The organism is Streptomyces sp. NRRL S-244, from assembly GCF_000717915.1.
Taxonomy (GTDB): Bacteria; Actinomycetota; Actinomycetes; order Streptomycetales; family Streptomycetaceae; genus Streptomyces.
The window spans coordinates 1-13,200 of sequence record NZ_JOCX01000009.1 but is presented as its reverse complement, the minus strand read 5'-3'; the positions used below and the strand labels follow the sequence as shown (position 1 = coordinate 13,200).

Here is a 13,200-nt window from a genome sequence, read left to right as displayed (position 1 = left end):
ACCCGGGCGTTTCCGGACCCGCCGCGCCCCTCCGCAGGCACGACACGGGGGAGTGGGCCGGGGGTGAGTCGTCGCGGCCCGGTCAAGAGTGCGGTACCGTCCAACGTCGTGAGCCTTGTACGTCGCTGTTCGCGCACCGCGTGCGGCCGCCCTGCCGTCGCGACACTGACGTACGTCTACGCCGATTCGACCGCAGTCCTCGGCCCGCTCGCCACCTACGCGGAACCCCACTGCTACGACCTGTGCGCCGAGCACTCCGAGCGCCTGACCGCCCCGCGCGGCTGGGACGTCGTGCGCCTGACCGACGGGTCCGCGCCCTCCCGCCCGAGCGGCGACGACCTCGAAGCGCTGGCCAACGCCGTCCGCGAAGCGGCCCGTCCGCACGACCGCGCCGCGCAGGCGGGCGGATCCGGCCCGGGCAGCGGAGGCAGCGGCACCGGGGAGACGCGCCGCGGACACCTGCGCGTCCTGCGTTCGCCCGACTCCTGACATCACACGGTCTGAAAAGCCGCTCCGCGTGCAGGTAGGTTTGCTCCACCGCACAGCACCTCAGGAGGGCAGGCAGTGGCCGCAGATCTTTCGAACATCGTCAAGGCGTACGACGTACGCGGTGTCGTACCCGACGAGTGGGACGAGTCGCTGGCCGAACTGTTCGGGGCTGCCTTCGTCGAGGTCACCGGTGCGAGCGCGATCGTCGTCGGCCACGACATGCGGCCCTCCTCGCCCGCCCTGTCCGGCGCCTTCGCGCGCGGCGCGGCCGCCCGCGGCGTGGACGTCACCCTGATCGGGCTGTGCTCCACCGACCAGCTGTACTACGCCTCCGGCACGCTGGACCTGCCCGGCGCCATGTTCACGGCCTCGCACAACCCGGCCCGCTACAACGGCATCAAGCTCTGCCGGGCCGGCGCCGCCCCCGTCGGCCAGGACTCCGGCCTCTCCACCATCCGCGAGCTCGCCGAGCAGTGGTCCGATCAGGGCGCCCCTGCCGTCGCCGAAGGCACCGCCCCCGGCAAGATCACCGAGCAGGACACCCTCGCCGGCTACGCCGAGCACCTCAAGGGCCTGGTCGACCTCAGCGCCATCCGCCCGCTCAAGGTCGTCGTCGACGCGGGCAACGGCATGGGCGGCCACACCGTCCCGACCGTGTTCGAGGGCCTGCCGCTGGACGTCGTCCCGATGTACTTCGAGCTCGACGGCACCTTCCCCAACCACGAGGCCAACCCCCTCGACCCTAAGAACATCGTCGACCTCCAGGCCCGAGTGAAGGCCGAGGGCGCCGACCTCGGCCTCGCCTTCGACGGCGACGCCGACCGCTGCTTCGTCGTCGACGAGCGCGGCGAGGGCGTCTCCCCGTCCGCCGTCACCGCCCTGGTCGCGGCCCGCGAGCTGGCCCGCAACGGCGGCACCGGCACGGTGATCCACAACCTGATCACCTCCTGGTCCGTGCCCGAGGTCGTCCGCGAGCACGGCGGCACCCCCGTCCGCACCCGCGTCGGCCACTCCTTCATCAAGGAGCAGATGGCCAAGTCCGGCGCCATCTTCGGCGGCGAGCACTCGGCGCACTACTACTTCAAGGACTTCTGGAACGCGGACACCGGCATGCTCGCCGCGCTCCACGTCCTCGCGGCCCTCGGCGGCCAGGACGGCCCGCTCTCCGAGCTCGTCGCCTCCTACGACCGCTACGCGGGCTCCGGCGAGATCAACTCCACCGTCGCCGACCAGGCCGGCCGGCTCGCCGCCGTCAAGGAGGCGTACGGCTCCGCCGAGGGGATCACCCTCGACGAGCTCGACGGCCTAACCGCGACCTCGGACGACTGGTGGTTCAACCTGCGGGCCTCCAACACCGAGCCGCTGCTGCGCCTCAACGTCGAGGCCCGCGACCCCGGGACCCTCGCCAGGGTCCGCGACGAGGTCCTCGCCCTCGTCCGGGCATAAACGCCCTGTCACGGCCGGGCCGCGCGACGTGCGGCCCGGCGGTACGCTGACCTCGCCCAATCCGCATGTTCGAAGGGAACCGCCCCATGCCGCTCGAAGCCGGCCTTCTGGAGATCCTCGCCTGCCCCGCCTGCCACTCGCCCCTCGAGGACAAGTCGGCCGACGAAGCGGCTCCCGAGCTGATCTGCACCGGCCAGGACTGCGGCCTCGCCTACCCGGTCCGCGACGGCATCCCGGTCCTCCTCGTCGACGAGGCCCGCCGCCCCGCCTGAGGCCGCCGGCCCGGGCCGCGAGTCCCGGGCCGCACAGGCACCAAGGGGCGCCCGTCGCAGCGCCGGGCGCCCGAGCAACCGAGTCGCCCGCCCTTCTGAAATCAGCCGGAGGCCGCAATGCTCGACGAGTCGCTCCTCGACGCACCGGACGAGCTCGCCCGCGCCGACCGCCGCGGCCTGCTCCGCGGCGCCGCCGAGGCCGGGGCCAGAGTCCGCACCGCGGCCCGGCACGCGACCGAGGCGGGCCTCGCCGACCTGCGCCCCGACGGCCGGCCCCGCGCCGTCCTCATCGCCGGGTCCGGCACCGCCGCCACCGGAGTCGCCGACCTGCTCGGCGCCCTCGCCGGAGCCTCCGCACCCGTCACCCGCCTGCACCCCACCGGCGTCGCCCACGCCGCGGGCGCCCTGCGCTGGGCGCTGCCCGGCTGGGCCGGCTCCGTCGACCTGCTGCTCCTCGCCACCACGGACGGCTCCGAGCCCGGGCTCGCCCTCCTCGCCGAGCAGGCGTACCGGCGCGGCTGCACCGTCGTCGCCGTCGCGCCCGAGCGGTCCCCGCTGAGCGAGGCCGTGGACGGCGCGCACGGGCTCCTCGTACCGATGGCCAAGGCCCCGTACCAGGAGTACGACGAGTCGGCCGCGGCCGGACCCGGCGCCCTGTGGGCCCTGCTGATCCCGCTGCTCCTGCTCCTCGACAAGGTCGGGCTGATCACCGCCGCCCCCGAGACCCTGCAGGGCGTCGCCGACCGGCTCGACCGCACCGCCGAGCGCTGCGGACCGGCCATCGCCACGTACTCCAACCCGGCCAAGACCCTCGCCGCCGAGCTCGCCGACACCCTCCCGCTCATCTGGAGCGAGGGCGCCGGCGCCGGACCGGCCGGCCGCCGCTTCGCCGCCACCCTCGCCGAACTCGCCGGCCGCCCCGCACTGGCCGCCGAGCTGCCCGAGGCACTGCCCGCCCACGGGGTCCTGCTCGCCGGCTCCTTCGCCGCCGGCGCCGACCCCGAAGACTTCTTCCGTGACCGGGTGGAGGAGCCCCAGGCCCTCCGTGCCCGCATCGTCCTGCTGCGCGACCGGCCCACGGGCGGCCTCACCGCCGCCCCGGCCGCGCGCGAGCTCGCCCTCAGCCACGACACGGCCATCAGCGAGCTCGAACCTGAGGAAGGCAGCGAACTGGAACAGCTCGCCGAACTCCTCGCCGTCACGGACTTCGCCACCGCCTACCTGGCGCTGGCGACCAGGGGACACGGCTGAGCACACCACCGTGCCGGCCCTTCATCCAGGAAGACGGACGAAGATGGACCGCCTGACGAACACGATCCGCCCCTACGCCTGGGGATCGACCACCGCGATCCCAGGGCTCCTCGGCGTCGAACCCACCGGGGAGCCCCAGGCCGAGATGTGGATGGGCGCCCACCCCGGCGCCCCCTCCCGCCTCGACCGCGGCGCCGGCGAGACCACCCTCGCGGACGTCATCGCCGCCGACCCCGAGCGCGAGCTCGGCGCGGCCGCCGTCACCAAGTTCGGCCCCCGGCTGCCCTTCCTCCTCAAACTCCTCGCGGCCGGCGCCCCGCTGTCCCTCCAGGTCCACCCCGATCTGGAGCAGGCCAAGGCGGGCTACGCCGACGAGGAGCGCCGCGGGATCCCGGCCGACGCGGCCCACCGCAACTACAAGGACCCCAACCACAAGCCCGAGATGATCTGCGCGCTCACCCACTTCGACGGCCTGTGCGGGTTCCGCCCGCCGCTGGAGGCCGCCGAACTGCTCGAAGGCCTCGGGGTGGACTCGCTCAAGCCGTACGCCGACCTGCTGCGGGCCCACCCCGAGGAGGCGGCCCTGCGCGAGATGCTCACCGCCGTACTGACCGCGGACCGCGCCGAGATGGCCCGTACGGTCGCCGAGGCGGGCGCCGCGATCGAGCGGCTCGGAGGCCCGTACGCCCCGTACGCCCCGCTCGTCCACCACTACCCGGGCGACCCGGGCGTGATCGCGGCCATGCTCCTCAACCACGTACGACTCCAGCCCGGCGAGGCGATGTTCCTCGGCGCCGGCGTCCCGCACGCCTACCTCGACGGCCTCGGCGTCGAGCTGCTCGCCAACTCCGACAACGTGCTGCGCGCAGGACTCACCCCCAAACACGTGGACGTGCCCGAGCTCTTGAAGATCGTGCGGTTCGAGCCCGGCGACCCGGCCGTACAGCGCCCCGAGGGCAACGGCGAGGAGGTCTACGAGACCCCCATCGACGAATTCCGGCTCTCCCGCTTCGCCCTGGCCCCCGGCGCCGCCCCCCACCTCCTGCCGGACGCCGCCCCGCAGATCCTGCTCTGCACGGCGGGCCGCGCGAAGGCCGGCGAAGTGACGCTGTCGCCCGGGGAGACGGTCTTCGTCCCGGCCGGCGAAAAGGTCGAACTGTCCGGTATCGGCACTGTTTTCCGTGCCACCGTGTCGGTCTGACGTGGCGTCCGCGGCCACGGCTGCAACAATGTGCCGCCGTAGAGCGGCGCCCCGGGCAGGGGCGCCGTACCGAGGAAGGGACTCCGGAAACCCATGAGCGCGTCGGGCGGTACCAGGGCGATCGTGGCGGCACTCGCCGCCAACCTCGCCATCGCTGTAGCCAAGTTCGTGGCCTTCGTCTTCAGCGGCTCGTCGTCGATGCTCGCGGAAAGCGTCCACTCGCTGGCCGACTCCGGGAACCAGGGGCTGCTGCTCCTCGGCGGGAAGAAGGCCCAGCGCGAGGCAACGCCGCAACACCCCTTCGGATACGGGCGCGAACGCTACATCTACGCCTTCCTCGTCTCCATCGTGCTCTTCACCGTCGGCGGCATGTTCGCCATCTACGAGGGCATCGAGAAGGTCAACCACCCGCACCCCATCGAGGCCTGGTACTGGCCGATCGGCGTGCTCGTCTTCGCGATCATCGCCGAGAGCTTCTCCTTCCGTACGGCGATCAAGGAGTCGAACGAGATCCGCGGCACCCTCACCTGGAGCCAGTTCATCCGGCGCGCCAAGGCCCCGGAGCTCCCGGTGGTCCTGCTGGAGGACTTCGGCGCACTCGTCGGCCTGGTCCTGGCCCTCGGCGGCGTCGGCCTCGCCCTCGCGACCGGCGACGGCGTCTGGGACGGCATCGGCACCCTCTGCATCGGCACCCTGCTGCTCGTCATCGCGGTCGTGCTGGCCGCCGAGACGAAGTCCCTGCTGCTCGGCGAGGCCGCGGGCACGGAGGACATCGAGAAGATCAAGGCCGCGCTCGTCGACGGCGACGTCGTCACCCGCATCATCCACATGCGCACCCTGCACCTCGGCCCGGAGGAGCTCCTGGTCGCCGCGAAGATCGCCGTCGAGGGCGACGACACCGCGACGCAGGTGGCGGACGCGATCAACGCCGCCGAGGCCCGGATCCGCGAGGCGGTCCCCATCGCCCGCGTGATCTACCTGGAGCCGGACATCTACAAGGCGGAAGCCGCCGCGAAGGGCTGACGCGGTACCTGCACACGTACGAAGGCCCCCGCCGCGCGAGATGCGCCGCGGGGGCCTTCGTACGCAGGTGACCGGTTGCCCGGTTGTCAGGGGTATCGGCTACCGGATCTCGCGGAGCACGTCCAGCACCGCCGGGGCGTCCGGGGCCGACAGGAGCCGGTCCCGGAAGTCCGCGTCCATGAGCCCCCGGGACAGCAGCGCGAGGATCCGCAGGTGCTCGTCGCCGGAGGCGGCCTCCGGCACCGAGATCATGAAGACCAGCCGGGCCTTGGTCCCGTCCAGCGCGCCCCATTCGATGCCCGCCCCGGACCGGGCGAAGCCCACCGTCGGCCGGGACACCGCGTCCGTCTTGGCGTGCGGGATGGCGATGGACTCGCCGAGACCCGTCGTGCCCTGCGCCTCGCGGGCGAGGGCGACCCGTACGAGCTCGTCCACGTCCCGTACGTTCCCGGTCGTGGCCAGCATCTCGGCCATCTCGCGGATGGCCGCCTCCTTCGTGCCGGAGGCCAGCTCGGTCCTCACGGTCCGCGCGGTGAGGTACCCGGAGAGCACCTCGGGCGCACCGGCCCGGTCGCCGCCGGGGGCGGCGCCGACCGCCGTCGCGGTGCCCGTACCCGTACCCCTACCCGTACCGACACCCGTGCCCGCACCGACCCCCACGAGCACCGGCTCGGGGACACCGACACCCGCGGGCGCCACGGCGGCGGCCCCGCCCCGGCGCACCTTGAGGTCGATGAGGGCGTTGGTGGTCAGGGCGGTGACGACGGTGCCGGCGGCGATGGCGATCAGGAACCCGGCCCAGCCGCTGACGGCACCCAGCGCGGCCACGACCGGACCGCCGTGCGGCACGTGGTCGCCCACGCCCGCCACACCGGCGATCGCACCGGCCACCGCGCCACCGAGCATGTTCGCCGGGATGACGATCGCCGGCCGCGCCGCCGCGAACGGGATCGCGCCCTCCGAGATGCCGAACATCCCCATGAACAGCGCCGCCATGCCGGTCTCGCGCTCCTGGTCGGAGTACAGCTTGCGGCGCAGCAGCGTCGCCAGGCCCTGGCCCAGCGGCATGACCGGAATGGCCGCCGCGCACATGCCCATGACCGCGTGGTTCCCGGAGGCGATGAGCCCCGCACCGAAGAGGAACGCCGTCTTGTTGACCGGGCCGCCCATGTCGAAGGCGATCATCAGGCCGAGGATCGCGCCGAGCAGGATCGCGCTGGTCCCGGTCATGCCGGACAGCCGGCTCGTCAGGTTCTCGAAGACCCAGGCGATGGGCTTGCCGATGACGTAGACGAAGAACAGGCCCAGCGTCGTCGTCGCGACGACCGGGATCACGATGACCGGCATGATCGGCCGGACGGCCTTGGGGACCTTGACCTTCTTGATCCACAGGACCAGGTGGCCGGCCAGGAAGCCCGTCACGATGGCGCCGATGAAGCCCGCGCCCGCCTTCGAGTCGTACAGCGACCCGGTGTTCGCGATGAAACCGCCGATCATGCCCGGCACGAGGGCCGGCCGGTCGCCGATGGCGTACGCGATGTAGCCGGACAGGATCGGGATCATCAGCTGGAAGCCGATGCCGCCGATGGCGTTCACATGGGCCCAGAAGGTGCCTTCGGGGATCACGTACCCCTCGGCCGTCGCGTGCCCGCCGAGTGCGAGGGAGACGGCGATCAGCAGGCCGCCGACCACCACGAACGGGATCATGTAGCTGACGCCGTTCATCAGGGCCTTGTACGCGAGGCTGCGCTCCTTGCCACCGCCACCGCCACCACCGCCACCCGCTCCGCCGCTGTCACCCGCACCGCCGCCGCCCGCACCCGCCGCGGTCCCGGTCTGCACCGGCGCGCTCCGCACGCGCTCGATCAGCTCCTCCGGCCGGTGGACGCCGTCGGCGACTGAGGTGGACAGCACCCGCTTGCCGGCGAACCGCTCGCGGTCGACCTCCTTGTCGGCGGCGATGATGATGCCGTCCGCCTCTCTGACATCGTTGTCAGTGAACACGTTCTCGGCCCCGATGGAGCCCTGCGTCTCCACCTTCATGTCGACGCCGAGGCGGGCGGCGGCCTGCTGGAGCTTCTCCGCGGCCATGTACGTGTGCGCGATCCCGGTGGGGCACGCGGTGACGGCGAGCAGCTTCAGGCGCGTGCGCCCGCTCGCGGTCCCGCCACCGGGAGAGTCGGCCGGAGTGGTCACTGCAATCTCCTTCACGCGCGTACGAACGAACGGTCCTCCGGCATCGTCCATCACGTAAGGGTCTGATCAATAGACCGAAAGGCCTGAATCGGGTCGGCCGGACGGCCCCGGTTCCGCGGCGACTTCTTCCCCGGCCCACTGGGGCGCGCTCGGCCGATCGGTGTAGATTCGTCATCAGTGTCAGGCGTCGCTGCTGATGGCGGTCGGGCGGTCCTCGCGACCGGCCGAGGGGAGAGAGGACCCCCGACGGACTGAGTGCCCGGTGCACCGCCCCCACAGGCGATGCGCGGCTCAGCCGTACCCACCCTCTCGACCCATGAGGAGCAGCACCCATGGACTTCAAGGTCGCCGACCTTTCCCTCGCCGCCTTCGGCCGCAAGGAGATCACCCTCGCCGAGCACGAGATGCCCGGCCTGATGTCGATCCGCCGCGAGTACGCCGAGACCCAGCCGCTGGCCGGCGCCCGCATCACCGGCTCGCTGCACATGACCGTGCAGACGGCCGTCCTGATCGAGACGCTGGTCGCGCTCGGCGCCGACGTCCGCTGGGCCTCCTGCAACATCTTCTCCACCCAGGACCACGCGGCCGCCGCCATCGCCGTCGGCCCGAACGGCACCCCGGAGAACCCGCAGGGCGTCCCCGTCTTCGCCTGGAAGGGCGAGACGCTGGAGGAGTACTGGTGGTGCACGGAGCAGGCGCTGACCTGGCCGAACACCCCCACCGGCGGCCCGAACATGATCCTCGACGACGGTGGTGACGCCACCCTCCTCGTCCACAAGGGCGTCGAGTTCGAGAAGGCCGGCTCCGCCCCGGACCCGTCCACGGCGGACTCCGAGGAGTACGGCCACATCCTCACCCTGCTGAACCGCACCCTCGGCGAGACCCCGCAGAAGTGGACGCAGCTCGCGTCCGAGATCCGCGGCGTCACCGAGGAGACCACCACCGGTGTCCACCGCCTGTACGAGATGATGGCCGAGGGCACCCTGCTCTTCCCGGCGATCAACGTGAACGACGCCGTCACGAAGTCGAAGTTCGACAACAAGTACGGCTGCCGCCACTCCCTCATCGACGGCATCAACCGCGCCACCGACGTCCTCATCGGCGGCAAGGTCGCGGTCGTCTTCGGCTACGGCGACGTCGGCAAGGGCTGCGCCGAGTCGCTGCGCGGCCAGGGCGCCCGCGTCATCGTCACCGAGATCGACCCGATCTGCGCGCTCCAGGCGGCCATGGACGGCTTCCAGGTCGCGACCCTGGACGACGTCGTCGAGACGGCCGACATCTTCATCACGACCACGGGCAACAAGGACATCATCATGGCCGGGGACATGGCCAAGATGAAGCACCAGGCGATCGTGGGCAACATCGGCCACTTCGACAACGAGATCGACATGGCCGGCCTGGCCAAGGTCGAGGGCATCGTCAAGGACGAGGTCAAGCCGCAGGTTCACACCTGGACGTTCCCCGACGGCAAGGTCCTGATCGTCCTCTCCGAGGGCCGCCTGCTGAACCTGGGCAACGCGACCGGCCACCCGTCGTTCGTGATGTCGAACTCCTTCGCGGACCAGACCCTGGCCCAGATCGAGCTCTTCACCAAGCCCTCGGAGTACCCGACCGACGTCTACGTGCTGCCCAAGCACCTCGACGAGAAGGTCGCCCGCCTCCACCTCGACGCCCTCGGCGTCAGGCTCACGACGCTCCGCCAGGAGCAGGCCGACTACATCGGCGTCAAGGTCGAGGGCCCGTACAAGCCGGACCACTACCGCTACTGATCCCCGGTTGGTCCCCGGCCGATCCCCGCGGATGCACAGCACCGAGCAGGCCCCCGGCACGTACGCCGGGGGCCTGCCCCGTGGGCCCGACCCGCACGACCCCGTACGACGTACGCAAGGACGGCACCCCATGCCCCGCGGCCGCTACTCGCTCCACGACCCGCACGACCACACGCCCCTCGGCGAGGAGCACTTCCACTGCGCGCCCGGCCCCTCCGGCTGGCGCTACGTCTCCCAGCTCACCGGCCCGGACGGCGAACACCGCGGCTCGGTCGACCTCGCCATCGACGAACTCGGCCGCCCGATCCGCCTCGAAGCCAACGCTTCGAGCTGGCAGGTCCGCGGCGCCGCCATCGACGGGGTCACCTGGGTGCGCTCCGACCCGGCCGGAACCGAGGCCACCGAGGGCAACGTCCCCGCCGCGGGCTTCACCGGCACCTCGCCGGCCTTCCTCGTCGCGACGGCCCGCCTGCTGCGGCTGACCCCCGGCGCCCCCGCGACCCGGGTCCGGCTCGTCGCGCTCACCGACCCGGTGCTGGCGCCCCGTACGGTCGACCAGGCGTGGGCGCTGCGGGGGCGCGCCGGGCACGCGACGGACAGCGGACCGCTCGTGGTGGACGAGTACCAGGTCACCGCCCTGGACACGGGCGAGGTCCACACGGTCCACATCGCCGGGGACGTCGTCCTCGCCGCCCCCGGCATCGAGCTGGAGCACCTGGAGACCCCGCCGTCGACGTTCCCCGAGGACTGACGGCCCCGTCCGGCGCCCCGCCCCCGCGTCAGCACTGCTCGTCGGGGTGGCTCCACTCGACCGTGCACGTCGCCGAGGGCGCGGCCTCCTTCGCGTACCAGGCGACGGACTTCTCGAACTCCGGGCACCACAGGTGGGCGCGGCTGACGGAGACCGGGAAATCGGTCCCGCCGGTGACGACGTGCACGCCGCCCTCCCGCCGGACGCCGATCGTGACCTGTCCGCCCATGCTCTCGTCCCGCATCAGCTCCCGGAGCTCCTCGACGACGGCTTGCGCCCGGGCCTCGTCCGCGATGCCCGTGACGCGGAAGGTGAATGCGATGTTCGCTGACATGCCGCGCACGTTAGGCGATCACGCCGGGGGCGCGAACCCCGTCGCGGGCCGCGGCGGCGCGGGAGCCGCGGGCACCTCGCCCGGGACCGGAACCGGGACCGGCGCAGTCGCGGGCGGTACGGCCGGCGGTGCGTACGCCCCGGGAGCCGGGTGCCCCGACACGGCCGGCATCCCCGCGGGCATCGCGGGCGCGACGGGCGGAGCGTAGACGGGCGGAGCGTAGACGGGCGGAGCGTACGAGGGCCCACCGGGACCGAAGGCGCGGGCCGCGTCCCGGGACTGCCGCTCGTGCACGACCGCCATCAGGAACGCGGCGGCCGGCACCCCCACCGGCGCCGGCGCTCCCGTACGCGCCACCAGATCATCGGCGAGCCGCACCGCCATGGCGGCGCCCACCTGCGGGTCCAGCTGGTTCATCCGCGTCAGGTACTGCCGTATCGCCAGCCACAGCCCGTCCGGTACGGCCGACAGGTCCAGCCCGGAGAACCGCCCGGCCAGCCACGGCGGCGGCGCGGGCACCGGCATGACCCGCGCCCCCGGCACCCGTTCCCGTATGACCAGCGCCCCCGCGAACACGTCCCCCAGCCGCCGGCCCCGCGCAGAGACGAGCGACGCGATACAGGCGATGGCACCGAAGGTGCCCAGCAGCTCCACGACCCCCATCGCCCCGCGCACCAGCGCGTGCCGGAAGCGGATCGGCCCGCCGTCGTCGCGCACGACGCGCAGCCCGCAGGCGAGCTTGCCGAGCGAACGCCCGTGGGACAGCGTCTCCACCGCGATCGGCACGCCGACCAGCACCAGGACGAAGCTCGCCACCGACACCGCGGCCTGTGCGGCCGTGTCCAGCGAGGCGGTCGCGAGGGTCAGCCCGATCGAGATGAGCAGGTACCCGGTGAGGTACACGAGCAGGTCGAGGAAGATCGCCAGCGCCCGGCTCGGCAGCCTCGCCGGCCTCAGCCCCAAGACGACCGCGTCCCCCGTCACCAGATCGCTCACCCTGCACACCTTTCCCGTGACCGGACCCGCCCCTTGGCCACCCAGTCTGCCAAGCTGACCACGGTAGAAGTAAGCAGAAGCAGAGGGTCCTGGGGCAGGGGAGCGGTAACCGGATGGATCTCGACGTCTTCGTGACGGCCCACCGGGCGGAATGGGACCGCCTGGAACAGCTGCTCGGCCGCGGCCGCCGGCTGACCGGCGCCGAGGCGGACGAACTGGTCGCTCTGTACCAGCGGGCCTCCACACACCTCTCGCTGATCCAGTCCAGCACCCCGGACCCGATGCTCACGGGCCGCCTGACCCAGCTCGTCGCCCGCGCCCGCGCCACCGTGACGGGCGCCCGCCGCGCCGGCTGGCGCGACGCGGCCCGCTTCTTCACCGCGGGCTTCCCGGCCGCCGTGTACCGCAGCCGCCGCTGGTGGATACCGACGGCGCTGATCTCCACGGCCGTCGGCATCCTCCTCGGCTGGTGGATAGCCACGCATCCGGAGGTGCAGGGCGCCATCGCGGCCCCGGAGGACCTGAAGGCGCTCACGAAGCCGGGTGGCGGGTACGAGACGTACTACTCCAGCAACCCGGCGGGCTCCTTCGCCGCCCAGGTCTGGACGAACAACGCCCAGGCGGCCGCGATCTGCCTGGTCCTGGGCGCGTTCCTGGGGATACCGGTGCTCTGGATCCTCTTCGTGAACATGCTCAACCTCGGCACGGGCATCGGCCTGATGGCCTCGGCGGGCCGCCTCGACGTCTTCCTCGGCCTGATCCTGCCGCACGGCCTGCTCGAACTGACCGCCGTCTTCGTGGCGGCGGGCACCGGCCTGCGCCTCGGCTGGACGGTCGTCGACCCGGGCCCGCGCACGCGCCGCGCCGCCCTCGCCGAGCAGGGGCGGGCCGCGCTGGGCATGGCGATCGGCCTTGCGGTGGTCCTGTTCGTATCGGGCCTGATCGAGGGCTTCGTGACCCCGTCCGGCCTCCCGACCTGGGCCCGCATCACGATCGGCGTCGCCGCCGAGGCCCTGTTCCTGGCGTACGTCTACGTCCTGGGCGGCCGGGCCGCGCGCGCCGGCGAGGTGGGGGACGTGGAGGCAGCCGACCAGACGGCCACGCTGCCGACGGCGGCCTGATGTGCGTAGCACCCCGTTCAGCTGCTAGTCTCCTGGTCGTCCCGCAGCGACTGTTGACACCGTCGCCGTGGGGAGGTAGATTCGAACGGTTGCCTCGAACTGGACAAGTTCGGCAGCGATGGTTTGAAGTCTCTCTCGCCCCCAAAGGAATTGAATTCCCGTGGGGCACAATCGACTCCTCATTCAGGAATCCGAAGCCGGGAAATCCGGTGGAAAACTTCTGATAGAGTCGGAATCGCCGGAAAGGGAAAGCGCGAAAGCGAAGACCCCGGAAAGCAAGCGGAACTGACTCTGATAGAGTCGGAAACGCAAGAACGAAGAACGAAAGCCCGGAGGAAAGCCCGAGAGGGT

At 72.2% G+C, this 13,200-nt stretch carries 12 protein-coding genes; 9 read left to right on the top strand and 3 right to left on the bottom strand.

Annotated elements, in window-relative coordinates:
* Positions 1-63 precede the first annotated feature (63 nt).
* The 6 genes from IF02_RS0112870 (at position 64) to IF02_RS0112845 (ending at position 5,682) form a co-directional block, all read left to right on the top strand.
* Positions 64-489: a DUF3499 domain-containing protein gene (locus IF02_RS0112870; RefSeq protein ID WP_078622061.1), complete on the top strand. Its 426-nt coding sequence runs from the start codon at positions 64-66 to the stop codon at positions 487-489.
* 75 nt (positions 490-564) lie between these two features.
* On the top strand, positions 565-1,935 hold the full coding sequence (locus tag IF02_RS0112865; protein ID WP_030156408.1) for a phosphomannomutase/phosphoglucomutase: 1,371 nt from the start codon (positions 565-567) through the stop codon (positions 1,933-1,935).
* 86 nt (positions 1,936-2,021) lie between these two features.
* Entirely contained in the window at positions 2,022-2,207 is a 186-nt protein-coding gene (locus IF02_RS0112860; RefSeq protein WP_030156407.1) for a Trm112 family protein, read from the top strand.
* Between the two features lie 117 nt (positions 2,208-2,324).
* A complete protein-coding gene (locus IF02_RS0112855) occupies positions 2,325-3,458 on the top strand; it encodes an SIS domain-containing protein (protein ID WP_030156406.1) in 1,134 nt (377 codons plus the stop codon).
* A gap of 43 nt (positions 3,459-3,501) precedes the next feature.
* Positions 3,502-4,659: a mannose-6-phosphate isomerase, class I gene (gene manA, locus IF02_RS0112850; RefSeq protein WP_030156404.1), complete on the top strand. Its 1,158-nt coding sequence runs from the start codon at positions 3,502-3,504 to the stop codon at positions 4,657-4,659.
* Between the two features lie 93 nt (positions 4,660-4,752).
* Positions 4,753-5,682 carry a cation diffusion facilitator family transporter gene (locus IF02_RS0112845; protein WP_030156403.1) on the top strand — a complete coding sequence of 310 codons (930 nt, stop codon included), beginning with the start codon at positions 4,753-4,755 and terminating at the stop codon, positions 5,680-5,682.
* 99 nt (positions 5,683-5,781) lie between these two features.
* On the opposite strand, the gene IF02_RS0112840 is transcribed toward IF02_RS0112845, so the two are convergent.
* Entirely contained in the window at positions 5,782-7,878 is a 2,097-nt protein-coding gene (locus IF02_RS0112840; protein ID WP_030156401.1) for a fructose-specific PTS transporter subunit EIIC, read from the bottom strand.
* Between the two features lie 332 nt (positions 7,879-8,210).
* Between IF02_RS0112840 and ahcY the strand changes: the two genes are divergently transcribed.
* Together ahcY and IF02_RS0112830 are read left to right on the top strand one after the other, a co-directional pair.
* Positions 8,211-9,647, top strand: coding sequence for an adenosylhomocysteinase (gene ahcY, locus IF02_RS0112835; RefSeq protein WP_030156399.1), 1,437 nt, complete (start codon positions 8,211-8,213; stop codon positions 9,645-9,647).
* A gap of 130 nt (positions 9,648-9,777) precedes the next feature.
* Complete coding sequence (locus tag IF02_RS0112830; protein ID WP_030156398.1) at positions 9,778-10,398, top strand: hypothetical protein; 621 nt, start codon at positions 9,778-9,780, stop codon at positions 10,396-10,398.
* A gap of 28 nt (positions 10,399-10,426) precedes the next feature.
* Here IF02_RS0112830 and IF02_RS0112825 read toward each other — a convergent pair whose 3' ends face one another.
* The gene (locus IF02_RS0112825; protein ID WP_030156396.1) at positions 10,427-10,732 is read right to left on the bottom strand and encodes a hypothetical protein; all 306 of its coding nucleotides are present in this window, start codon (positions 10,730-10,732) and stop codon (positions 10,427-10,429) included.
* A gap of 18 nt (positions 10,733-10,750) precedes the next feature.
* The gene (locus IF02_RS0112820; RefSeq protein ID WP_030156394.1) at positions 10,751-11,728 is read right to left on the bottom strand and encodes an RDD family protein; all 978 of its coding nucleotides are present in this window, start codon (positions 11,726-11,728) and stop codon (positions 10,751-10,753) included.
* A 113-nt stretch (positions 11,729-11,841) separates the two neighbouring features.
* On the opposite strand from IF02_RS0112820, the gene IF02_RS0112815 reads away from it, so the two are divergent.
* Complete coding sequence (locus IF02_RS0112815; RefSeq protein WP_030156392.1) at positions 11,842-12,849, top strand: stage II sporulation protein M; 1,008 nt, start codon at positions 11,842-11,844, stop codon at positions 12,847-12,849.
* Positions 12,850-13,200 lie beyond the last annotated feature (351 nt).